This is a genomic window from Amycolatopsis sulphurea (assembly GCF_002564045.1).
In the GTDB taxonomy this organism is placed as follows: Bacteria; Actinomycetota; Actinomycetes; order Mycobacteriales; family Pseudonocardiaceae; genus Amycolatopsis; species Amycolatopsis sulphurea.
Genome location: NZ_PDJK01000002.1, coordinates 2865593 through 2888015 on the forward strand (window position 1 = coordinate 2865593; position 22423 = coordinate 2888015).

General features: G+C 69.0%; 19 protein-coding genes and 1 pseudogene. 8 read left to right on the forward strand and 12 right to left on the reverse strand.

Annotated features, from left to right (window positions below; genetic code table 11):
* Positions 1–74: 74 nt before the first annotated feature.
* Together acs and ATK36_RS19155 are read right to left on the reverse strand one after the other, a co-directional pair.
* The gene (acs, locus tag ATK36_RS19150; protein ID WP_098512798.1) at positions 75–2060 is read right to left on the reverse strand and encodes an acetate--CoA ligase; all 1986 of its coding nucleotides are present in this window, start codon (positions 2058–2060) and stop codon (positions 75–77) included.
* 62 nt (positions 2061–2122) lie between these two features.
* A complete protein-coding gene (locus ATK36_RS19155) occupies positions 2123–2737 on the reverse strand; it encodes a GNAT family N-acetyltransferase (RefSeq protein WP_098515002.1) in 615 nt (204 codons plus the stop codon).
* A gap of 113 nt (positions 2738–2850) precedes the next feature.
* Between ATK36_RS19155 and ATK36_RS19160 the strand changes: the two genes are divergently transcribed.
* Complete coding sequence (locus ATK36_RS19160; protein WP_098512799.1) at positions 2851–3348, forward strand: phosphoribosyltransferase; 498 nt, start codon at positions 2851–2853, stop codon at positions 3346–3348.
* Positions 3345–4067 carry a Fic family protein gene (locus tag ATK36_RS19165; RefSeq protein ID WP_098512800.1) on the forward strand — a complete coding sequence of 241 codons (723 nt, stop codon included), beginning with the start codon at positions 3345–3347 and terminating at the stop codon, positions 4065–4067. Before ATK36_RS19160 ends, ATK36_RS19165 begins: the two co-directional genes overlap by 4 nt.
* 3 nt (positions 4068–4070) lie before the next feature.
* On the opposite strand, the gene ATK36_RS19170 is transcribed toward ATK36_RS19165, so the two are convergent.
* Complete coding sequence (locus ATK36_RS19170) at positions 4071–4640, reverse strand: TetR/AcrR family transcriptional regulator (RefSeq protein WP_098512801.1); 570 nt, start codon at positions 4638–4640, stop codon at positions 4071–4073.
* A 92-nt stretch (positions 4641–4732) separates the two neighbouring features.
* Between ATK36_RS19170 and ATK36_RS19175 the strand changes: the two genes are divergently transcribed.
* Positions 4733–5623, forward strand: coding sequence for an aldo/keto reductase (locus ATK36_RS19175; protein ID WP_098512802.1), 891 nt, complete (start codon positions 4733–4735; stop codon positions 5621–5623).
* On the opposite strand, the gene ATK36_RS19180 is transcribed toward ATK36_RS19175, so the two are convergent.
* Positions 5620–6486, reverse strand: coding sequence for a sigma-70 family RNA polymerase sigma factor (locus tag ATK36_RS19180; RefSeq protein ID WP_098512803.1), 867 nt, complete (start codon positions 6484–6486; stop codon positions 5620–5622). The genes ATK36_RS19175 and ATK36_RS19180 overlap by 4 nt on opposite strands.
* A gap of 75 nt (positions 6487–6561) precedes the next feature.
* Between ATK36_RS19180 and ATK36_RS19185 the strand changes: the two genes are divergently transcribed.
* Entirely contained in the window at positions 6562–7014 is a 453-nt protein-coding gene (locus ATK36_RS19185; protein WP_098512804.1) for a carboxymuconolactone decarboxylase family protein, read from the forward strand.
* Positions 7015–7062: 48 nt separating this feature from the next.
* Here the strand turns inward: ATK36_RS19185 and ATK36_RS19190 are convergent, their stop codons facing one another.
* The 8 genes and pseudogenes from ATK36_RS19190 to ATK36_RS19225 form a co-directional block, all read right to left on the reverse strand.
* Complete coding sequence (locus tag ATK36_RS19190; RefSeq protein ID WP_098512805.1) at positions 7063–7662, reverse strand: TIGR03086 family metal-binding protein; 600 nt, start codon at positions 7660–7662, stop codon at positions 7063–7065.
* A gap of 108 nt (positions 7663–7770) precedes the next feature.
* Positions 7771–8878: pseudogene (gene nicT, locus ATK36_RS19195) on the reverse strand (Nickel transporter NicT).
* A 97-nt stretch (positions 8879–8975) separates the two neighbouring features.
* Positions 8976–9905, reverse strand: coding sequence for an N-acetylmuramic acid 6-phosphate etherase (locus tag ATK36_RS19200; protein ID WP_098512806.1), 930 nt, complete (start codon positions 9903–9905; stop codon positions 8976–8978).
* 16 nt (positions 9906–9921) lie between these two features.
* Complete coding sequence (locus ATK36_RS19205; RefSeq protein ID WP_170069805.1) at positions 9922–10923, reverse strand: MurR/RpiR family transcriptional regulator; 1002 nt, start codon at positions 10921–10923, stop codon at positions 9922–9924.
* Positions 10924–11133: 210 nt separating this feature from the next.
* The gene (locus ATK36_RS19210) at positions 11134–12846 is read right to left on the reverse strand and encodes a serine hydrolase domain-containing protein (RefSeq protein ID WP_098515003.1); all 1713 of its coding nucleotides are present in this window, start codon (positions 12844–12846) and stop codon (positions 11134–11136) included.
* 50 nt (positions 12847–12896) lie between these two features.
* Positions 12897–14147 carry an exo-beta-N-acetylmuramidase NamZ family protein gene (locus tag ATK36_RS19215; protein ID WP_098512808.1) on the reverse strand — a complete coding sequence of 417 codons (1251 nt, stop codon included), beginning with the start codon at positions 14145–14147 and terminating at the stop codon, positions 12897–12899.
* Complete coding sequence (locus ATK36_RS19220; protein ID WP_245915379.1) at positions 14144–15796, reverse strand: glycoside hydrolase family 3 protein; 1653 nt, start codon at positions 15794–15796, stop codon at positions 14144–14146. The genes ATK36_RS19215 and ATK36_RS19220 overlap by 4 nt, the downstream gene beginning before the upstream one ends.
* Positions 15797–17228: 1432 nt before the next feature.
* On the reverse strand, positions 17229–18050 hold the full coding sequence (locus tag ATK36_RS19225; RefSeq protein ID WP_098515004.1) for an HAD family hydrolase: 822 nt from the start codon (positions 18048–18050) through the stop codon (positions 17229–17231).
* A gap of 664 nt (positions 18051–18714) precedes the next feature.
* Here ATK36_RS19225 and ssd point away from each other — a divergent pair.
* The 4 genes from ssd to ATK36_RS19245 all read left to right on the forward strand — a co-directional run bounded on the left by ssd (position 18715) and on the right by ATK36_RS19245 (position 22391).
* On the forward strand, positions 18715–19782 hold the full coding sequence (ssd, locus tag ATK36_RS19230; protein WP_098512810.1) for a septum site-determining protein Ssd: 1068 nt from the start codon (positions 18715–18717) through the stop codon (positions 19780–19782).
* A 10-nt stretch (positions 19783–19792) separates the two neighbouring features.
* Entirely contained in the window at positions 19793–20938 is a 1146-nt protein-coding gene (locus ATK36_RS19235; RefSeq protein WP_098512811.1) for a TadA family conjugal transfer-associated ATPase, read from the forward strand.
* Positions 20939–21054: 116 nt separating this feature from the next.
* Positions 21055–21693: a type II secretion system F family protein gene (locus ATK36_RS19240; protein ID WP_098512812.1), complete on the forward strand. Its 639-nt coding sequence runs from the start codon at positions 21055–21057 to the stop codon at positions 21691–21693.
* Positions 21694–21734: 41 nt separating this feature from the next.
* Positions 21735–22391: a type II secretion system F family protein gene (locus ATK36_RS19245; protein ID WP_098515005.1), complete on the forward strand. Its 657-nt coding sequence runs from the start codon at positions 21735–21737 to the stop codon at positions 22389–22391.
* Positions 22392–22423: the final 32 nt, after the last annotated feature.

Here is a 22423-nt window from a genome sequence, read left to right on the forward strand (position 1 = left end):
CCGCGCACGGGGGTGTGGACGCAAGGAAGGGGCGCTCCCGGCCGGGCGCGCCCCTTCCCTGCGGGAAGAATCTACTACTCCTCCTTGCCGGTGTTCAGGCCTGCGGAGATGAGGTCCATGACGCTGGAGTCGGCGAGGGTGGTGACGTCGCCGATGGTGCGGTTTTCGGCGACGTCGCGCAGGAGGCGGCGCATGATTTTGCCGGAGCGGGTTTTGGGGAGTTCGGCGACGATGAGGATTTGGCGGGGTTTGGCGATGGGGCCGATTTCTTTGGCGACGTGGTTGCGGAGTTCCTGGACCGCCTCCTCCCCGTCACCGTCGGTGGTGTGGGTGGCACGGAGGATGACGAACGCGACGATGCCTTGCCCGGTGGTGGGGTCGGTCGCGCCGACCACGGCGGCTTCGGCGACGGTGGGATGCGACACCAGAGCGGACTCGACCTCGGTGGTGGAGATGCGGTGCCCGGACACGTTCATCACGTCATCGACCCGGCCCAGCAGCCAGATGTCGCCGTCCGCGTCGTATTTCGCGCCGTCCCCGGCGAAGTAGAAGCCCTGCTCGGCGAACCGGGACCAGTAGGTCTCGCGGAACCGTTCGTCGTCGCCCCACACGCCACGCAGCATCGAGGGCCAGGGTTTGTCCAGCACGAGGTAGCCACCCCCGCCGGGCGGGACCTCGGCGCCGGTGTCGTCCACGACTTTCGCCGAAATCCCCGGCAACGCCCGCTGCGCCGACCCGGGTTTCGTCGCGGTCACCCCCGGCAACGGCGAGATCATGATCGCGCCGGTCTCGGTCTGCCACCACGTGTCCACAATCGGGGTCCGGGATGCGCCGATCGTGTCCCGGTACCAGATCCACGCCTCCGGGTTGATCGGCTCACCCACACTCCCCAGCACCCGCAACGAGGACAGATCATATTTCGCGGGAATGTCGGCACCCCACTTCATGAACGTCCGGATCAACGTCGGCGCCGTATAATAAATCGACACCTTGTATTTCTGGATGATCTCCCAGTGCCGGCCCTCGTGCGGCGTGTTCGGGGTCCCCTCATACACCACCTGCGTCACCCGGTTCGCCAACGGCCCGTACACGATATAGGAATGCCCGGTGATCCACCCGATATCCGCGGTACACCAATACACATCCACGCCCGGCTTGTGATCGAACACCACATGATGCGTATACGCCGCCTGCGTCAAATACCCACCCGACGTGTGCAGAATCCCCTTCGGCCGCCCCGTCGTCCCCGATGTATACAAAATAAACAACGGATGCTCACTGTCAAACGCCTCCGGCCGATGCTCGGCCGGCTGCCCGTCGACCAGGTCGTGCCACCACACGTCCCGCCCCGCCACCCACGGCGTCGCTCCCTCCAGCGCGTCTCCCGTGCGGCGGACCACGATCACCTTCTCCACCGACTCCGCACCCGCCAGCGCCTCATCCACATTCGCCTTCATCGGCGCCGCCTTACCCCGCCGATACTGTCCATCCGAGGTGATCACCACCTTCGCGGCCGCGTCATCCACCCGCGCCCGCAACGCCGTCGGCGAAAACCCCCCGAACACCACCGAATGCAGCGCGCCGATCCGGGCGCACGCCAGCATCGCGACAATCGCCTCCGGCACCATCTGCAACTGGATCGCGACCACATCCCCCGCGACCACCCCCAGCGACACCAACGCATTCGCCGCCCGCGACACATCATCCTTCAACTGCGCATACGTGATATCCCGCGTGTCACCCGGCTCACCCACCCAGTGAATCGCGACCTGATCCCCGAACCCCGCCTCCACATGCCGATCCACACAGTTATACGCCACATTCAACCGGCCCCCCGCAAACCACTTCGCCAACGGCGCCCCCGACCAATCCAGCACCCGCGACCACTCGGTGTCCCAGGACAACCGCCGCGCCTGCTCCGCCCAGAACCCTTCCCGGTCCTCCTCAGCCGCCCCATACACATCCGGCCCCACGTTCGCCGCATCCGCGAACTCCGCACCCGGCGGAAAAGAACGACTCTCCGTCAGCAAATTATCCAACGCTGGGGACTGCTCGGTCATGATGGAAGGCCTCCTGTAGTGCGAACCCCGCGGCTTACGGCACGTTAGCGACGTTAGCCCGCCTACGACAAGGTTGCAGCGACGTTGCCCTCGGCCGAGCCGAGCCGGGCCAGCAGGCGGGCGCGCGCACCGGGCCACTCGGCGTCGGTCAGCGAGTACACGACGGTGTCGCGTGAGCTGCCGTCCGGCCGGAGCCGGTGTGCCCGGAGCAATCCTTCGCGCTGGGCGCCGAGCCGTTCGATGGCCCGCTGCGAACGCAGGTTGCGCACGTCGGTCTCCCAGGCTGTCCGCTGGGCGCCCCAGCTCTCGAAAGCGTTGCGCAGCAAGAGGAGCTTGGCCTCGGTGTTCAGCGCCGTGCGCTGGAAGGCGGCGCCGAGCCAGGTGTGCCCGATGGCCAGGATGCGGTGTTTCGCCGCGACCTGGTAGTACGAGGTGGTGCCGGCGACGCGGCCGGAGGCGAGGTCGATCTGCGCCATCGGGAGCCGGTCCGGATCGGCCAGCGCGGCCCGCACCATCGCCTCGGATTCGGCGAGATCGGTCGGTCGCACCACGCTCAGCCAGGTCCAGATGCCCGGGTCGGCGCCGGCTTCGAGCAGGCCGGCGGCATGGCCGAGGGTCAGCGGTTCCAGCCGGACATGGCGGCCGGTCAGGGTCGGGGGTTCGGTCCAGGTGCTCACCAGGCTCACGCTACGAGGCCAAGTGGCTGTGCAGGATATCCATTTCCGCCTTAGTTCACCAGTCCACTTCGCCGTTGCCTATGCTCGCGGGAAGAACCGGAAAGAGGGCGCGCATGGCCGAGGAACGGGAAGAGCTGACCTGGGAGCTGTTCGGGTCGGCGGGCCGGGAGCTGGCCCGGACCGTCGCCGACGACGGGTACGCGCCCGACCTGATCCTGTCCATCGCCCGTGGCGGGCTGTTCGTGGCCGGTTCGCTCGGCTACGCGCTGGACGTGAAGAACCTGCACGTGATGAACGTCGAGTTCTACACCGGTGTGGATCAGCGGCTGGACCTGCCGGTGATGCTGCCACCGGTGCCCAACGTGGTCGATCTGACCAGCAGGAAGGTGCTGATCGCGGATGACGTGGCGGATACCGGCGCCACGCTCAAGCTGGTCCGCGACTACTGCCTGGACCACGTGGCCGAAGTGCGCTGCGCGGTGATCTACGAAAAGCCACAGTCCACAGTGAAGTGTGAATACGTGTGGCGCCGGACCGACCGGTGGATCAACTTCCCGTGGTCGGTGCTGCCGCCGGTCGTGCAGCGGAGCGGGCAGGTGCTCGACGCGTGAGTGACCCACTGAAGCCTTTGCTGGAGCTCGACGGCGTCGCGGCCGCGGCCAAGGCCGCACAGGACGCGGTGTTCGCCGTGCACCGGTTGCCGGCGAACCTCCGTGGCGGCGCGGAAACGGCCGCCGAAGCGTCGGTGCGCGCGGCGCGGGCCTCCGCCGGGATCGCCGGGGCCGACCCCGAGCTGCCCGCCGACGGCTCGGTGACCGATCCGCTGCTGGCCGGCGCGCTCCGGGTGGCCGGGACGCTGGAGCGGCTGCTGCCGACGTGGCGGCGGGCTCCGCTGCAAGCGCTGGCGCGGCTCCACCTGCTCGCCGCTTCCGACCTGGTCGACGATCCGGACGGGCTCGGCCGTCCCCGTAGCGGTGGGGAACGGCTGGAGTTGCTCGCGCAGCTCGTCACGGGGGCGACGAAGGTGCCTGGTGCGGTGCTGACCGCGGTCGTACACGGCGAGCTGCTGGCGTTGTCGCCGTTCGGTTCGGCAGACGGCGTGGTCGCTCGCGGCGCCGCGCGGCTGGCGATGGTCTCGACCGGGCTCGACCCGAAGGCGTTGACGGTGCCCGAGGTGGCGTTCTTCCGGCGCGTGCCGAAGTACGTCGACCTGGCCGAGGGTTTCGCCGGTGGAACTCCGGAGGGCGTGCGCGCCTGGCTGCTGTTCTGCTGTGAAGCCTTCGAGACGGGGGCCAAAGAGGCCCGCAGCATCTCCTCAGCGGCGGGCTGACGTTCAGTGGCGGACGCCGTCCACAAGTAGGTCGAACATTCGGTCCAGTTGCGCTCGTCCGCCGTCGATGGCGGTGGCGGAAGTCATCCCGACCACGCTCACCACGATGTCCTCGGCGCGCACGTCGGCACGCAATGTGCCGGCCGAGATCCCCGCGTCGAGAATCGTCTGGATTGCCGCAGTGAGGTCCTTGCGCACGTCCGTGATCGCCACCGCGCCGGACGACAGCAGCACTCGCAGGGAGTCCGCCATCTCCCGTTTCGCGGTCGCGTATTCGGCGAAGCGATCCATCCAGCGGCGTAGCGCGTGCACCGGGTTCTCGGCAGCCAGCAGAACCTCTGCGCTGGCGCACAGCTGGGCCACCTCTTCCCGGTACAGCGCCTCGACGAATGCTTCCCTGGTCGGGAAGTGCCGGTAGAGCGTGCCGATGCCGACTCCGGCGTCGCGGGCGATCCGTTCCAGCGTCACCGGTTCCCGGCCGGACGCGAAGGCGGCGCGGCCCACTTCCAGCAGCCGGGTGCGGTTGCGTTCGGCGTCCGCGCGGCGACGGCGCGGCGGTCCTTCTTCCGACATGATGCGGAGGATCCTCCGTTTCTGCTACCGTGGTGATACGGAGGAGCCTCCGTATCAACCCTGCTCACTATGCCAGAGCTGGAGTCGCACCCATGACGGAACTTGATTCCCCAGGCGGCACCGCCGGTCTTGCCGGACGGCAGGTTGCCCGGATCGGCTTCGGGGCCATGCAGCTGGAGCGCTCGTCCGCCTCGCACGAGGACCGCCTCGCAGTCCTGCGGCAGGCGGCCGAGGGCGGCGTCAACCATATCGACACCGCCCAGTTCTACGGTGCGGGTCTGGCCAATTCCCTTATCCGCGAAGCGCTTTCGCCCTATCCGGACGACCTGGTCATCGTCACGAAGGTCGGCGCGGACAACCTGCCGGATGGCAAACTCGCCCTGCGACAGCGGCCGGCGGAGCTGCGTACGCAGGTCGAAGCCAACCTCGCCACTCTCGGCGTGGAGCGGCTGGAGGTCGTCAACTTGCGCCGCGGCGACACTCCTCCCGGGCTGGTCGCCGAGGGCGAGCAGGTCGTCGACCTCGACAGCCAGCTCGCTGAGCTGATCGCGCTGCGAGAGGAGGGCAAGATCGGCGGCATCGGGCTCAGCCACGTCTCCGCCGACCAGCTGCGGCACGCCCGGCCTGCCGGGATCGTCTGCGTCCAGAACGCCTACAGCGTGCTGGACCGCTCCGGCGAACCGGTGCTGCAGCTGTGCCGGGAGCACGGCCTCGCGTGGGTGCCGTACTTCCCGCTCGGGTCGGCGTTCCAACTTGGCCGGGACGTCACCGGCGATCCGGTGGTCACCGGCATTGCCGCGGACCTCGGCGTGACTCCGGCGCAGGTGGCGCTGGCCTGGCTGCTTGCGCATTACGAGGGCACGCTGTTGATCCCGGGAACGGCGAATCCGGTGCACCTGGCGGAGAATCTGGCTGTCGGTGCGGTCCGGCTGCCTGCCGGCGCGATTGCCGCACTGGACCTGGCCGCCGCTGCCGTACGCTAAAGCGATAGTTCCAATGTGGACAGTCGGGTGGCGTCGGCGAGGATGTCGATCTCCACGATCAGTCCGTCGCGCAAGGTGAACGCCAGCACCGACCGGGCGCGGCCGTCCTGCACGGCCACGATGCCGGGGCCGCCGTTGACCAGCGCGAGCCGGGCCAGCCTGCCGCCGGCCCGGAACAGCACGGCCTGTCCGGCGATTTCGGCCGGACCGCGGACCAGCTTCGACCCGGCGCCGCCCGTGTCGACCCGCAGCACTGCGTCCGGGTGCAGCAGCTCGACCAGCGCGGCGAAATCCCCGCCTCGCGCGGCGGCGAGCCAGGCCTCCACCATCCGGCGCTGCTGCCGCCGGTCGGGTGAGCCGGTGAGCGGCAGGCCCTGCACCCGGCGGCGGGCCCGGCTCGCCAGCTGCCGCGCCCCGGCAGGGGTCCGGTCCACGATCGGCGCGATCTCGTCGAACGGCACCGCGAACATGTCGTGCAGCACGAAGGCGAGCCGTTCCGCGGGGGCGAGCGCGTCGAGCACCACGAGCAGCGCCAGCCCCACCGAATCGGCGAGTACCTCCTGTTCGGCAGGATCGGCACCGTCGCCGGATTCCACCACCGGATCAGGTACCCGCGTGTCCAGCGGGTCCTCCCGCCGCGTCGAACGCGCGCGCAGCATGTTGAGGCACTGCCGCGACACCACCGTGGTCAGCCAGCTGCCGGCGTCGCGTACGTCCTCGCCGGACGCGCTGGAGACTCGCAGCCAGGCTTCCTGCACCGCGTCGTCGGCCTCGGTGAACGAGCCGAGCATCCGGTAGGCCACCGCGCGCAACCGGCCGCGGTGCCGTTCGAACTGTGCCGCCCAGAAATTCTCGTCCTGCACTGTCACATCCTCTCTCCCCGCAGGGTCCTACCGTCAAGACCCGCCGAACGCGGGCGGTGTGACAGGAGGAGATCCATGCAGGCGCGGATGAATCACCCGGTCCAGGTACACCCGGCAGCGATGCAGGCGCTGCTGGCGCTGAACAAGGCGGCGCACGCGAGCACGCTGCCCGAGACCACCCACCAGCTGGTGCACCTGCGGGTGAGCCAGATCAACGGCTGCAGCGTCTGCGTGGACATGCACGCCAAGGAACTGAAGGAATCGGGCCAGAAGGACGAGCGGATCTGGGCGGTCGGCGCGTGGCGGGAATCGCCGTACTTCACCGACGCGGAGCGGGCCGCGCTGGCGCTGGCCGAATGCGTGACCCGGATCGCGGACCGGCCGGACGCGGTGCCGGACGCCGTCTGGGACGAGGCCGCGGACAACTTCGACGAGAAGGAGCTTTCGTCGCTGCTGCTGACCATCGCCGGGATCAACGTGTGGAACCGGTTGAACGGCGCGATCCGGCAGCCTGTCGGTTCGTGGTGACTGGGGGTGTCCGGCTCCGGGGCGCACGTCCCGGAGCCGGACCCCGGGTCAGCTCTTCGGAGCCCAGTCCGCCGGCCGTCCGACGAAAGCCAGCAGGCGCTCCAGCGCTGAAGCGTCCGCGCTCACCGGAAGCTCCGGCGCGAACGGCATGCCTTCGCCGCCCCGGTACTCCGGCTGGATCGCGGCCGAGAGGGTCGCGCGCACCAGCTCCGTCGCGGCCGGCTCGGGCTGCCAGGGCAGATCGAGGGCGCGGGAGAGATCCCAGCCATGCACCAGCGTTTCGGCGAGCAGGAGCCCGATGACGTGGTCGAACGAAGCCGTGCCCGCCGCCAGTTCGACGATGTTCACCTTTGTGGTCTCGTCGGCGTCGGCCACCGCGGTCCGCACGGTGGCGATGAGGTTCCGGACCGCCTCGGCGACGACCCGGGGTTCGTCGGAACCGGTGCAGCTGCGCGGATTCGGCCGCTCGGTGCCGACCGGATCCGCCAGCGCGACGGTGAAGTACTGGACTCCGCCGAGCAGGTGCTGATGCAGCCCGCGCACGTCCAGCCCGTCGCACGGAGTCGGGAGTTCCTGCTGCTCCGGAGTCGTCGCGTCGATTACGTCCGCCAGCTCGTCCAGCACGGTCAAGATGTGCCGCGAAGGCATGCCACGCTCCTGGTTCGCGAAACGAGACTTGTGCTGCTTGAAATGGTATAGACCGGCTTCCTCGCGGGTACGATGCCCGTTCGGCCCGCTTCGTGGCCCGATCGAGGGTTACTCAGGTCCTTGCCGCTCTTGCCGAGCCGATTCCGGTCCCGCATTCGAGGCCGGCCGGGCACTCCACTTCTGCTCGATCCGCCCAAACCGCCACACTGCCAACGCAATCAGCCACACGAGCACGAACAGCCCGACGATGCCGAACCCGACATAATCCAGGTCCAGCCCGGCGATCGCGGCCAGCGGACCGCCGGTGACGTCGAGCTTGTCCGCCAGCAGCGAGACGAGTTCGATGGAGCCGATGCCGAGCGCGACCGCCACGGACAACGCGGTGACCGTGAGATTGTAGTAGATCTTGCGGATCGGCCGGGCCGCCGCCCGGTCGTAGGCGTAGTTCATCAGTACGCCGTCGGCCGCGTCGAACAGGCACATGCCGGCCGCGAACAGCACCGGCAGGACCAGGATCGTATACCAGGGCAGGGAAAACGCGGCCGCGCCGGCGGCGAGCACGAGCAGGCCGATCTCCGTCGCGGTATCGAACCCGACTCCGAAAAGGACACCCACGGGGTAGATGTGCCACGGTCTGCGCACAGCTTTCGTGGTACCGCGCAGCAGCCGGTTCAGCAGGCCGCGCTGGTCGAGCCGCTGCTCCAGCGCCGCCTCGTCCAGTTCGCCGCGGCGCATTCCGGCGAACACCTTGGCGAGGCCGGCCAGCACCACCAGGTTCGTGATCGCGATCAGGTAAAGGAAAACACCGGACACCGACGTGCCGATGAGCCCGGCCGTCTCGTGCAGGGCCGAGGAGCCGTCCTCGAGCTGGCCGGCCAGCGCCCGCACCCCGAACGAGAGCAGCAGGCACAACACGAACACGATCGTCGAGTGCCCGAGCGAGAACCAGAACCCGACCGACAGCGGGCGTTGCCCGTCGGCGATCAGCTTGCGCGTGGTGTTGTCGATCGCGGCGATGTGATCGGCGTCGAAGGCGTGCCGCATGCCGAGGGTGAACGCGGTGACCCCCGAGCCCGATGCCGAACCCGCCGGTGCCGAGCTGGTAGTGCCGCGGTGCGACGACCAGCACCAGCAGGCCCCAGCCGAGGAGGTTGAGCAGCAGGATGACCAAGGCCATCGCGCCGATCACCCAGCGGTCGCCGCTCGGCTTGGTCATGGATGCCCTCCCGCTCAGCCTGACCACGAGGCTATGCAGGTGAACGAATGAACCGCAACGGCCGCTCGCGGGACGTCCACGAGCGGCCGAGCCGGACTCAGCCGGCGCGCAGGTGCAGGGAAGCGAGTGCCTTCCGTACGTGCCCGCCGGACGCTTTGAGCGCTTCGGCGGCGTGGGTGACGTTGCTGCCCGACAGCAGGTGTACGAGTGCCACCTTGAGGTCGCCGCCGGCTTCGGTGAGCGCGTCCGAGCAGTCGGCCATGGTCATGCCCGTGGCCTCCTGAAGGATGCGTACAGTGCGTCCGCGCAGCTTCGCGTTCGTCGCGCGCATGCTGACCATCAGGTTCGAGTACGTCTTGCCCATCTTGATCATCGTCGCGGTGGAGAACGCGGTGAGGATCATCTTCTGCGCAGTGCCCGCCTTCATCCGGGTGGAGCCGGCGATGGCCTCCGGTCCGGTCGCGACGGCGATCAGCACATCGACGCCCATCGGCTTGGCTGTACGAGGGTTGGCCGAAATCAGGCCGGTACGCGCACCAGCCCGGCTCGCTGCGGCCAGCGCACCGAGCACGAACGGCGTCCGTCCCGACGCGGCGAGCCCGAGTACGAAGTCACCAGGACGGACAGCTGCGGCCAACGCCGCTTCGCCCGCTTCGGCGTCGTCCTCGGCGTTCTCCACGGCTTCGCGCAGCGCCTGCGCGCCGCCCGCGTGATGCGCGATGAACCAGTCGGACGGCACGTTGAAGGTGGGCACGAGCTCGGCCGCATCCAACGTGGCCAGCCGCCCCGACGTGCCCGCACCGACGTAGTGCACCCGGCCGCCGCCGCGCAGCGCATCGACCGCGTAGTCCACCGCGAGAGCCAGCCGCGGGAGCACTGCGGCCACCGCGTCCGGCACCTTGCGATCCTCGGCGTTGATCGCGCCGAGGATCGCTTGCGTGGACATCAGGTCGATGTCGACCGTGCGGGGGTTGCGCTGCTCGGTCGGCGAATCGACGTGCACCGCTTGACACGGGACGGTCATCATGCGCCTCACTTTTCCCTCACTTACCGGTTTCCCGCGGACGGCGGCGGCCGTCGGGCCTGACCCCGAGCCGGTGCGAGCCGACCGCGTCCCTGGTCGCGTCGAGTGCGCTGACCGACGCCTCCATGTGCCGCTGCGCGACCCCGATGAACAGGCAGTCGATCACGGTCAGCTGAGCGATCCGGCTCGCCGTCGCGCCGGAGCGGAAGGTGGTCTCCCGGGCCGCCGTGGTCAGCACGTGGTCGGCAACCTCGGTGATCGGGGACCGCGGGAAGTTGGTGACCGCCACGGTCACCGCGCCGCGCTCGCGGGCCACCCGCAGCGCCTCCACGGAGTCCGTGGTGGCGCCGGTGTGCGAGACGGCGATGGCGACGTCGCCCGGCTGCAGTACCGCGGCCGAGGTGAGCATGATGTGCGTGTCCGACCACGCGAAGCTGACGCGTCCGATGCGGTGCAGCTTCTGCTGCAGGTCTGCGGCGACGAACGCGCTGGCGCCCACCCCGTACACGTCCACCCGCCCGGCGTTCGCGACGAGATCGATGACGCTCTGCAGTTCGGCCACGTCGAGCTGCTCCGCGGTCTCCTCGACGGCGCGCGCGTCGGCGAAGCTGACCTTGCCGATCACGGAGGCCAGGTCGTCGCCCGGGCCGATCTCGCCGCCGAGGTTGCGCGTGGTGCGCGCTTCGGTGCGTGCGGTGTCCGCGGCGAGCGCGATGCGCAGCTGCGGGTAGCCGCCGACGCCGACGGCCTTGCAGAAGCGGGTCACGGTGGTTTCGGAGGTGCTCGCGGCGAGGGCGACTTCGGTGATGCTGCGACGGGCGACCGAGGCCGGATCGTCGAGCACGACCTTTGCGACGCGCTGCTCTGCGCGGGCGAGCCCGGGCAGCAGTGAGCGGATGCGGACCAACGGGCTCGCGTCAGCGTCCCGGGCAGGCGGCTGACCTGCGAGGTCCTCGGACGGTGCGGCGACGACTACGGATCCGGCATCAACCGCCGTCGGAAAGTTACTAACCGTTGGCATTTGTGACAAGACTACCCACATCCTTCGGCAGGATCACAACCCGTCCGTGTCTGCGGACTTCGGTTTGCGATTAATCGTCGTAAAGAAAGTCGCTAACCGGGTCCGCCTTGTTAACGAGCTCAAGCTAACGACTTGGCAACTTAGTGTCGTGGGCGAACGAGGTCAGATCACCGGAACGGGCAAAATCCCTGACAACGGGCGACGAGCTGCTTACCGTGTGCTCAACCGCCACCCGGATGAGGACAGTTCGCCGGGGTTTCGCTCACCATCGAGAACGGTTCGGCCGCGTTCAGTGACTTTCACACCATCGAGTGAAATCCCGCGTCCGGTGTAATTCGAGTCGGTGGTGTAACGCCAGCGGAGCGTCATGGCTGAGGGCGCCGGGACGGTGGCGGACACGTGCCACCAGGCACGGTGCCCGTGTCCGGAGAGAGACCACACGGTTCCAGCGGGTGCACCCGGCCCGGTCGCCCGCAGGGGAACTGGTTGCCAATTGACGCCGTCGGTGCTCGCTTCGAGCTGGAATGGATCATTCGGTCCTTCGGTGTCGACGAAGGCGTGAAAGGACGCTTGCAGTGATCCACTCCGTGCGTCCAGCGGCGGTGTACTGAGCGTGGCTGTGGTGCTGTCGCCGGGGTCGGCGTACCACTCGTCCTTGCCGACCACCGGGCGGACGGCCATCGCCTTCGCGAGCGAAGTCGCCCAGACCTGCCGCGCGGCGTTGATGGACCCCCAGCCGCGCGTGGGGTGCACACGGTTGGTCAGAAGCAGCGCGAAGGAGCGCGAATCGGGGTCGATGACCAGCGTGGTGCCGGTGAACCCGGTGTGTCCCGCGCTCGCCGACGACGACAGCGCGCCCATGTACCACGGCTGGTCGAGTTCGAAGCCGAGGCCGTGCGCGTCGCCGGGGAAGCGTGCGTTGTAGTTCGTCAGCATTTTCTCGACGGTGTCGGGCCGCAGGATGCGGTGGCCGCGGTAACTGCCGCCGTTGAGGATGGCCTGGCACAGCGTCGCCAGGTCGCTCGCAGTGGAGAACACGCCGGCGTGCCCCGCGACGCCACCGAGCGACCACGCGTTCTCGTCGTGCACCTGTCCGCGTACGAGACCGCGCGGCGGGTTGCTCTCGTACTCGGTCGCAGCGATCCGGTTCAGCTTCGAGACAGGCGGGTTGTACCCGGTATCGACCATGCCGAGCGGCGCCGTGATGCGGTCGTGCACCACCGTGTCCAACGGCTTACCAGTGAGCTTCTCGATCACGAAGCCGAGCGTCAGCATGTTGAGGTCGGAGTACAGGTAGGTGGTGCCTGGAGGGTTCTTCAGCGGGCTGTCGAGTACGGCTTTGCGTCGCGACGGGATGTCCGCGTACCCCTCCCACAGCGACGGCGAAGGGTCAGCGTCGAAGCCGGAGGTGTGCGTAAGCAGCTGTTCGATCGTCACGTCCTGCTTGCCCTGTACGCCGAACTCGGGCAGATAGCGCACCACCGGCGCGTTTACGTCGAGCTTGCCTTGCTCGGTGAGCTGTAGCGCGGCTATCGAGGTGAACAGCTTCGAGATCGACGCCAGGTCGAAGATGGTGTCGTCACGCATCGGCACCTGCTGCGCGGGAGGTAACTCCGTGCCCTTCGCATCGGCGTAGCGCAGGGCGCCGCCCACGGCGTACCGGTCGACGACCACACCGTGGTGCGCGAGCAGGCCGACCGCACCGGAGAAGTGCGGATGCCCGCTCGTGTCCGGCTGCGTCCAGCTCCTCAGGAACTGCTCGGCGTCGCGGATCGGCCGCTGGTCGAGCCCGACGTCGCCGGGCCCGCCCTCGCGCAGCGTGGTGCTCGCCGGGGCGAAGCCGTGCTGTGGCTGGTCGAAACGCCCTTGGCCGGGCCTGCTGGAGGTCGTGGCTGCTCCCGCCGTCGTGGTGGCCGCGAGCATGACGGCCAGCGTCGTGACGAGCACCTTCCTAGCACGTATCACCGGTCTCCTCAGCGGTAGATCAGGTAGGGCCGGCGGCGACGGCCGAAATCGCCGAGTTCGGCGCGCCAGGCCCCGGTGATCTCGTCGATTCCGGCCCCGGCGTCGACCATGGTGCGCAGCCGGGCGGATCCGGACAGCTTGTCGATGACCTGGTCCGGCCGCCACCCGAACTTGTCCGGGGCGATCCGCTTCGCCGTCACCAGCATCGCCACAGCCGTGCGGACCGCGTCGAAAACCTGCGGTTCGGTGACGGTGAGCTGGACGCCGCCGCAAGTTTCGTTCACGAACTTGCTGAACGTCGGTACAAAGTAGACTTCGCGGAACGCGGCGCCGGGCAGATGCAGCTTCTCCAGCTCGTCACGCCAGCGCCAATCGAGGCCATGGGCGCCGACGATCTCGAACGGCCGGGTGGTGCCGCGGCCTTCGGAGAACACAGTGCCTTCGAACATCCCGGTGCCCGGGTAGACGAGCGCGGTGTCCGGCGTGGGCATGTTCGGGCTGGGGAGCACCCACCGTAAACCTGTGTCCGCAAAGAAGCCGTCGCGCCGCCAGCCACGTACCTGGATGACTTCGAGGTGCTTCAGCTGAGCACCGTCGCCCGGCAGGAACTCGGCAGCGAAGAAGCGCGCGAGTTCGCCGACCGTCATACCGTGCTGCTGCGCAATGGGCTTCAGTCCGACGCCCGAGGCGAACTTCGGGTCGAGCACCGGCCCGGCGAGACGGCTACCGATCGGATTCGGCCGGTCGAGCACAACGAAGGCGGCGCCGACGTTCGCTGCGGCCAGCATCGCTGTGTACAGCGACCATATGTAGGTGTAGAAGCGCGCGCCGACGTCGGCGATATCGAAGACCACGGTGTCGAGCCCGGCCTTCGTGAACAACGAAGCAAGCTTCGCTGCGTCGGCGCCGTACGCGTCGTAGACGGGAATGCCGGTACGTGGGTCGTTGTAGTCGCCTTCGGAGCCACCGGCTTGTGCGCTGCCACGAAACCCGTGCTCGGGGCCGAAAGCCGCGACAGGACGTACACCTGCCGCAACCATCGAGTCGACGATGTGATCACCGTTCGCGAGCACACCCGTCGGGTTCGACAACACGCCGAGCTTGCGTCCGGCGAGGGGACGCCAGCCCTGTGCAGCGAGCTGTTCCGCGCCGGTCAGTACGGGCTGGGCAGTCGCGGCCTGCGCCACGGCGGAGCCACCCGCGAGCGTTGGCAGCGCGAGCGCGGGAACGGCCAGGAAGCTGCGGCGGTTGAGGTTCACCAGGTCAGCCCGTGTCCGAACGGGTATCTGACGGTGTGTACGTCGGCCCCGGCAGGCACGTCCACGGGCAGCTTCCCGCTCGGTTTTGTCTTGCCCAGCACGGCCTTCGCCAGCGCCTCCAGCGACGGCGTGAAGTACCCGTAGGTGGCGAGCCACGTGGGCACCGGGTTGTCGTACCCCGCGTCGTACGGGATCTGCGCGGCCACCGCGATCACTGGTTTGCCGGTGTCCATCAACGCTTGCAGGAGCTTGTTCTGCCGGGGGAACCCACCGAGGTTGTTGGTGAGCACTACGACGAGATCGGTGTTCTTCGCCGCTCCGGCCGCCTGCGCGATCATTTCGTCGGACGGAGTTTGACCGGTCTGCAGGGCAGTCGCCTTCGTCCCGTGCGCGGAAAGGCGTTCGGCGAGCGTCTGCGTGCTGGCCACGCCCCAGCCGGCGACCAGCGCCGTGGCGGGTTTCTCCTTGAGCGGCAGTACTCGCGCGTCGTTCGCGACGGCAGTGATCGACCGGTCGGCGATGCGCCGCGCGATCGCCAGGTGCTCCGGCGTGCCGACCGACCTGCCGACCTGTGCCGGGTCGGTGAACGGCGCGGTCAGGATGCCGCGCTTGAGCTTCAGTTTCAGCACCCGGAGCACGCTCTGGTCGATCCGCTGCATCGGCAGGTTCCCGGACTTCACCGCGCTGAGCACGGAGTCGATCGCGAGCCGCAGATTCGCCGGCATGAGCAACTGATCCACCCCGGCTTTCAGTGCGAGCACCGGGATTTCCGCGTCACTGTGCAGCTCGCGCACCCCCTGCATCTCAAGGGAGTCGGTGATCACCACGCCGTCGTACCCGAGTTCGCCACGCAGTTTCCCGGTGATGATCGGCTTGGACAGCGTGGCAGGCTCACCCGAGGGATCGAGGCTCGGGAACTGGATGTGCGCGCTCATGATCGAATCGACTCCGGCCGCGATCGCGGCCTTGAACGGCGGCACGTCGATCGCCCGCCATTGTTCTTCGGATCGATCGATCCGCGGCAACCCGGTGTGACTGTCGGTCGCCGCGTCGCCGTGTCCGGGAAAGTGCTTGGCAGTAGCCGAAACCGCCTTCGCGGCGGGGCCTTCCTGGTACCCGCGTACCTCGGCGGAAACGAACTCTCCGGCCAGCCCTGGCTGTCCGGAGAACGACCGCACCCCGATCACCGGATTGGCCGGATTGGAGTTGACGTCGGCGTCCGGCGCGTAGTCCTGGTTGATCCCGACCGCCCGAAGTTCCCGCCCGAGCACGGCGCCTACCTGCATACCGGCTGAAACGTCCCGTCCCGCCGCGACCGCCATCGAGTTGGGGAATTCGGTCGCCGGCGCGCCCATCCGCGTGACCGTACCCCCTTCCTGATCGGTCCCGATCTGCAACGGAATACGTGCCCCGCTCCCGAGCGCGGCAGCCTGAAGCCCGTTCGACAACCGCGCGACCTGCCCGGGATCATCGAAGTTGTCGCGGCTGTCGTTGTTGAAGTAGATGACCCCGCCGAGGTGGTACCTGCGCACCGCCTCCGCTGCGGTATCGACCCCGAAATCGGCCTGATTCTTCGGATCGGCTTGCTCGGCGGTCTTCCCGTTCACCCAGGTGACGAACAGCTGCCCGACTTTCTCTTCGAGGCTCATCCCGCGCAGCACCCGTGCCGAGGCCACCTCAAGCTGCTCCGCCTGCGCGCTCGTCACGTCCACCCCGTCCCCCACGCCGACCTCCGTTGCCGCCGCAGTACCGGAAAGCCCACCTCCGGTAAGTACTCCGACCAGCGAAACGGCTACCACCCGCCCCACCCGAACGCGCCTACGAACAAGCCGACTCGCCACGACGCCTCCCAGTCTCGACAACCGCCCGACGTGAAGCCTCCACCGAACGGCACCGGTATCGGGAAGCTACTCACACGCGCCCCGCGTTGTCCATCGGACAAGCGCCCGAACCGCCCCGTTCACCTGAGCGGCTGCGCCCCGCTCGTCCCAACGTTGTCTCCGCCTGCTCCTGCCACCGCAATCACGTCACTCCGAATCGCCGTTGCCCACTGCATGCCGGGTTGGCTTCGCCGGACTGGCTCCGCTGCGTGAGCGGGGAGCGCCACTGCTCGCTCGGATGGCGGCCACCCCTGCCGATTGCGCTCCCGGCCGACCAACTCCGGGTACGGGAACCGACCGTGTTCCTCCCGCCTGTCAGCCCAGTCTCGGCGAGCTGCTGTTGCCAGACTCCGGCTCGGTTATGCCCGCCGGGAAGCTGATTATTTTCCGCGCCTTGCGATGTTGTGCCCGGGAAGCCGATGGTGTCCCCGGGCTTGCGGTCCTTGCGCCTCGGCGTCGGTGGTTCTCCCGCGCCTCGGGGCCTGGGGCTGCACAAGTTGATGACTTCCGCATATGCGGTCCGGCGCCCTGGCAAGCCGACGACGCTCCTCGCTCTCAACGTCCCAAAAGACAACCTGCCACCCGCCCGGCCCAACTTCAGCAAACGAATTCCGCCCCGCAGCCCCGGCGCCCACCACAACCTGCCCAAGCCGAACCCCGCACGTGGCCGAACCTCGCACGCACCAGACAACCGCGATGCCCCTAAGCAACGGTCATACCTCGTATCAAGCCCCCTCACCATCGAACCGACCCGCCCAGGCACTCGGCCCCAAAACCCCCACACAAAACAAAAACCCCCGCAAACACTGGCGGCGCCCGTCGGCCAAAGGCCGACGGGCGCCGCCTGCAGCGCGGAACATCTCGGGCGACCAAGCGTGCAACTCTGGTCGTACCTTCATGGACTCGGCGTCCGGCGTCCCGGTACGCAGTCCCTAGACGACGAGCCTCCCGCGGCGTGCTGCGCGTGGGTACCCGGAGTCCGCGCACGGAGGTTGCCCGGGGTGGCAGAGGCTTCTCTTCTACCTCTTCCCTGGCCGGCACAACGTCCGCACCTACTTTCTACGCCGTGAGCCGGGTCACTTCAAGTGCGCGGATGGGTGCACCGTTACAGAGGCTCGATCCGGTGACAACAGCCTGCGGTACCGGGACAATCGGTCGCCCCGGGTGGGGGAACGGTGCCCTCGTACCGCCGTGTGGGTGTTCAGCCGTCGGAGGCGCGAGACCGACGGCGACGGCTGAGGCTGTACCACGTCGCGCCGGCCGCGACCGCGCCGACGCCGAGGGCCACCATGCCCGCCGAGCGGGCCGGGATTCGCGTGCGCAACGACATCGGCCGCTCGAACGACAGCACCGGCCACCCCTGCTCCTCGGCGGCGTGGCGGAGCGCCTTGTCCGGATTCACCGCGTGCGGGTGACCGACCACTTCCAGCAGCGGGATGTCCGTACTGGAATCGGTGTAGGCAAAGCACTCCGCGAGATCGTAGCCATGCTCGGCGGCTTGCTGTTTCGCCGCCACCGCCTTGTTTTCGCCGTAACAGTAGAAATCGACCTGCCCGGAGTACCGGCCGTCGAGGATCTCCATACGCGTCGCGATGCACCGCGTGGCGCCCAGCATCTCCGCGACCGGTGCCGCGACCTCCTCGCCGGTGGCCGACAGGACCACCACGTCGTGTCCGTCGGCAAGGTGCTGCGCGATCAGCTCGGCCGCCTCGACGTAGACGAGCGGATCGACGACGTCGTGCAGAGTCTCGCGGACGATCGCGGAGACCTGTGCGACGTCCCAGCCCGCGCAGAGCGCCGAAACCTCGGCGCGCATCCGTTCGGTCTTGTCGGCATCGGCGCCGGCGAGCGAGAAGACCAGTTGCGCGTAGGCACTTCTCAACGCGGCTCGCCGGTTGATCAGCCCTTCTTTGAGCAACGGCTTGCTGAACGCGAGAGCGCTGGAGGAGGCGATGATCGTCTTGTCAAGGTCGAAGAACGCGGCGACGCGCCGGGGCGACTCTTCGTTGCGGGTTTCGGCCACGTGATCAGGATAGGCGCTCGCCTCCACCCGGTTGGACCCACACCGTCCTGCGCGGCCGCCGGAAAATTCATGACATGGCGACGGTTCCCGCTCCTCGGTGACGTTATCGAATCGTATGTAGCACTCACAGCGCCGATCCGGACCGTGGCGAGTTACAGTGGACAGACCCGGTGCATAACCGGGCCGGTTCAGTCCGACCCCCCGGGGCTGAACCCCTGGCGGCCCTCGTCCCTCCCCCCTGGCGAGGGCCGCCCTCTATTCCGGATATTTTCCTTTTCTCCCAACGTTCTCTCCTCGGCTGCAGGACGGTCGCGCACTGGCGCCGACGGGGTGCCCGCGCTCCGTTCGTGCCTGGTGCACAGCCGGTCCGCGCCCGCTCGCTCCGCTCCGGTACTCGGTGCACCACGCACCGTCGCCACCGCGAGACAGCCGATCTCGTTTCTCTGCATCGATCCTCCTCATCTCCGGCAATCGTTTTCCCGGCCGGAAATCCTGCTGCCCATTGTCCCGGACGAGCCGGCCACGACCTCCGTCCCAGATGGATTTCCCGTCGGGTTGTCCACAACCCCCCGGTTGTCCACAGGCAGCCGAACCCGCCATTGCCGCCCGCACCGCCGGCAGGTGACGGTGGAGGTCCGGCCCATCGAACCCAGGGGAGGGACACATGGCCACCGCACGTCCGCTCGTCGTCGCCGCAAACGGCACGGTGCTCGAAGAAATCCAGCGTGTCGCGGCTATCGCAGGCAGCGAGCTGGATCACGTACCGGACCTGTCCGCCGCGCGCGGCCGCTGGGTGCGGGCGCCCCTGGTGGTGATCGACGAGGAAGCCGCGGCCGAGCGCCCGGTCCTGCCCCGTCGCGACTCCGTAGTGCTGGTCTGCAAAGGCACCGCCGGATTGGCGGCCTGGCGGCGGGCCGCGACCATCGGCGCCCGCCGGGTTTTCAGCCTGCCCGAGGACGAATCCGAACTCACCGTGGCCTTCGCGGATGTCGCCGACGCACCCGCCGAATCCCCCGGGCCGGTCGTCGCGCTGGTCGGTGGCCGTGGCGGCGCGGGCGCCTCGGTGCTGGCCGCAGCGGTCGCGGTAGCGGCGGATCGCGGTGGCCCGGCGTTGCTCGTCGACTGTGATCCGCTCGGTGGCGGGCTCGACCTGCCACTCGGCTTGGAACACGCGGAAGGCCTGCGCTGGCCGGAAGTCCGGCTGACCGGTCGCGTGTCGGTGCCCGCGCTGGTCGCGTCGTTGCCCAGCCGCGGGGCGCTCCCGGTGCTGTCTTGCGGACGGTCCGGCACCGGGCCCAGCCCGAGTGCGCTGTCCGCGGTGGTCGCCGCGGGCCGCCGCGCCGGCCGTACGGTCGTCTGCGATCTGCCCCGGCATCTCGACGAGGGCGCGCTCGGGGTTGCCGCTGCAGCCGATTTGGTCGTCCTGGTCGTGCCGGTGGAGTTTCGCGCGTGCATGGCCGCGAAACAGGTTCTGCACCGGCTCGGCGCCCACGCCGACCGGCTTGCGATTGTCGCAAGTGGACACTCGATCGACGGTGCCCCGCCTTCCCGCACCGCGGAGCTGCTCGGGCCGCCACTGCTCGCGACGCTGCCTCCGGAACGCCGGGTCGCCGCCACCCTCGAAACGGGCGAGTTCGAGCTGCCCGCGAAAGGTGCGCTCGTGGCCGCGGCCGGAGCCGTGCTGGCTGAACTGCGATCCGCCACCGCAGCCCCGTTCCAGACGGCAGCCTGACGGGCCGGCGATGACGACAGAATTCGTCGAGCGAGTACGCAATCGCTTGGCCGGGGAGAGCCGAAGTGCGGATCCGATCGCGCTCGCGGCGGCCGTCCGCGCGGAAGCGGGTGGTGCGCTCAGCCACGACGCCGTACTGGACGCTGTCCGCCAAGCACAGGACGAATTCCTCGGCGCCGGCCCGCTCGCCCCGCTGCTCGATGACGAGGACGTGACGGACGTTCTGGTCAGCGCACCCGACCAAGTGTGGACCGATGGCCCGCAAGGGCTCGCCCGGGCATCGGTGCGTTTCGCCGACGAGGACGCCGTTCGCCGGCTCGCGCAGCGGCTCGCCCTCGCCGCCGGGCGGCGCCTCGACGATGCCCAGCCATACGTGGACGGCTGGCTCCCCGCCCGGCAAGGCCGAGTCCGGGTACACGCCGTCCTGCCGCCGATCGCCCCCGACGGCACCTGCCTGTCTTTGCGGGTACTCCGCCCCGCGACACACGATCTCGACGCGCTCGGTGCGTGCGGAGTGTTCAATGCCGCCGGTGCCGGGATTCTCCGTACCGTCGTCCGGCGCCGCCTCGCTTTCCTGGTCACCGGTGGCACCGGCGCGGGGAAGACGACCTTGCTGAGCGCGCTGCTGGGCGTGGTCGACCCGGCCGAGCGCATCGTCTGCGTCGAGGACGCCGGTGAGTTGCGTCCCGTGCATCCGCAGTTCGTCAGTCTCGTCGCCCGACCGGCCAATGTGGAGGGTGCTGGTGCGATCGAGCTGCCCGAGCTGGTCCGGCAGGCCTTGCGGATGCGCCCGGACCGGCTGGTGGTCGGGGAAGTCCGTGGTGCGGAAGTGTGTTCGTTGCTCAACGCGCTGAATACCGGTCACGAAGGCGGAGCCTGCACCTTGCACGCCAATTCCCCGGCCGAGGTGCCCGCTCGGCTCGAAGCGCTCGCCGCGCTGGGTGGTCTCGGGAGGGAAGCGCTGCACAGCCAGCTCGCGGCCGCCGTACGCGTCGTCTTGCACATGCAGCGCACGCCGGGCGGCCGCCGCCTCTCCGAAGTCGCGGTGCTTCAGCGGTACCACGGCGAGGTTCGTGCCATAGCAGTGTGGCGTGACGGTCAGTGGACCGCCCGCCGGTCGCTTTTCGCCGATCTGGTCCGGGAGGCGGACTCGTGAGCGTCGCCTGGCCGTTCCTGTGCTTTGGCACCGGACTCTTGTCGTGGCCGGTCCAACCCGGCCGGCTGCAGCCCGCATCCCGGTTCCGTTGGCGCTGCCCGGTTCCGCCCCGGCGCATGTGGTGGCTGGCGCCGGCAGTCGTCGCGCTTCCGCTCGCCGGGGTGGGGGCGGCTGTCGCGGCTGGGCTGGTCACCTTCTCCATCGGGCAGGAATGGCGTAACAGAAAGGAAAAAGCTGCGGCGCTCGCGAAGGCGGAGCAGACCTCGGCCGCGCTGCGGATGATGGTGTCGGAGCTGCGTTCCGGTGCGCACCCGGTGCTGGCGGCGGAAGCGGCAGCCGACGCGGAACCGGCACTGGCCGCAGACCTGCGGAACCTGGCCGCGTCTGCGCGGCTCGACGGCGCACTCGAATCGGCTGCGCTACCGCGGTTGGCGCAGTCCTGGGAACTCGCCCGAAAGCACGGCTTGCCGATCGCCGATGTGCTGGAAGCGGCGCGTCGTGATGTCGAGGCTGAGACGTTGTTCGCGCGACGGTTGCACGCGAAGATGGCCGGCCCGCGGATGAGCGCCACTGTGCTCACCATTCTGCCGATCGGCTGTCTCGCACTCGGCCAGGTCATCGGGGCCGGCCCGCTCACCGTGTTGACCGGAACCCTTCTGGGACAAGTCTTTCTGGTGGCGGGAGCAGTACTGCTGTGGGCGGGCGCGGCTTGGTCTCGCGCACTGACCGGACGGGGTGGGGTGGCGCGCACATGATGGCAACGGGCGTATTCCTCATACTGGCCGCCGTGGCTTTGATGCTGTGGCCGGATACTCCGGCTCCGCGCAATTGGGCTCCCGCCCGGTGGAAACGGCCGGCTGTGCGGCCGGCCGTATGGCACGCCGCGGCGGTGGTCGTCGGCGGCTTGTCGGTCGCGGTCGTGGCCGGAATTCCGGTCGGGCTCGTCGCCGGGGCGGGCGGCTGGTGGCTGCTCCGGCGGTCGCGGCGCGCCCGAGCACCGGACGATGTCGCCGCACGGCTCCGTTCCGCGGCGGTGCTCGACCTGCTCGCTGCTTGCCTGCGTACGGGGATGCCGATTCCGGTAGCGCTCGAAGCCGTGGCGAACGGCGCCCCGGAAGAGACCGGAAAGGCTCTGCGTTCGACAGCGAGCCTGCTCGCGCTCGGCGCCGATCCGGTACCTGCGTGGGCTCCCGTGCGAGCGCGGCCCGGTTTCGCCGAACTGGCCATGGCCGCTGCCCGCACTGCCCGGTCCGGCACAGCGCTTGCCGCGACCGCGGATGACCTGGCCCGGCGCCTGCGCGACGGGTTGGGCACCGAGGCCGAGGAACGCGCCGAACGGGCGGGGGTCGCCCTCGCCCTGCCGGTCGGATTGTGCTTCCTGCCCGCGTTCTTCGCCCTCGGTGTGCTGCCGGTCGTGCTCGGACTCGCCGAGCGGATCGGCGGCCTGCTGTGAACCCATCCACGACCGAAAGAAGGGAAACCGGC

Bases quoted from the DNA above. Each gene is read 5' to 3' on its own strand.
- acs (WP_098512798.1), bottom strand. From the start codon at position 2,060: ATGACCGAGCAGTCCCCAGCGTTGGATAATTTGCTGACGGAGAGTCGT.
- ATK36_RS19160 (WP_098512799.1), top strand. From the start codon at position 2,851: ATGGCCGAGGAACGGGAAGAGCTGACCTGGGAGCTGTTCGGGTCGGCG.
- ATK36_RS19170 (WP_098512801.1), bottom strand. From the start codon at position 4,640: ATGTCGGAAGAAGGACCGCCGCGCCGTCGCCGCGCGGACGCCGAACGC.
- ATK36_RS19175 (WP_098512802.1), top strand. From the start codon at position 4,733: ATGACGGAACTTGATTCCCCAGGCGGCACCGCCGGTCTTGCCGGACGG.
- ATK36_RS19185 (WP_098512804.1), top strand. From the start codon at position 6,562: ATGCAGGCGCGGATGAATCACCCGGTCCAGGTACACCCGGCAGCGATG.
- ATK36_RS19190 (WP_098512805.1), bottom strand. From the start codon at position 7,662: ATGCCTTCGCGGCACATCTTGACCGTGCTGGACGAGCTGGCGGACGTA.
- ATK36_RS19200 (WP_098512806.1), bottom strand. From the start codon at position 9,905: ATGATGACCGTCCCGTGTCAAGCGGTGCACGTCGATTCGCCGACCGAG.
- ATK36_RS19205 (WP_170069805.1), bottom strand. From the start codon at position 10,923: ATGCCAACGGTTAGTAACTTTCCGACGGCGGTTGATGCCGGATCCGTA.
- ATK36_RS19210 (WP_098515003.1), bottom strand. From the start codon at position 12,846: ATGCTCGCGGCCACCACGACGGCGGGAGCAGCCACGACCTCCAGCAGG.
- ATK36_RS19220 (WP_245915379.1), bottom strand. From the start codon at position 15,796: ATGAGCCTCGAAGAGAAAGTCGGGCAGCTGTTCGTCACCTGGGTGAAC.
- ssd (WP_098512810.1), top strand. From the start codon at position 18,715: ATGGCCACCGCACGTCCGCTCGTCGTCGCCGCAAACGGCACGGTGCTC.
- ATK36_RS19235 (WP_098512811.1), top strand. From the start codon at position 19,793: ATGACGACAGAATTCGTCGAGCGAGTACGCAATCGCTTGGCCGGGGAG.
- ATK36_RS19240 (WP_098512812.1), top strand. From the start codon at position 21,055: ATGTGGTGGCTGGCGCCGGCAGTCGTCGCGCTTCCGCTCGCCGGGGTG.
- ATK36_RS19245 (WP_098515005.1), top strand. From the start codon at position 21,735: ATGCTGTGGCCGGATACTCCGGCTCCGCGCAATTGGGCTCCCGCCCGG.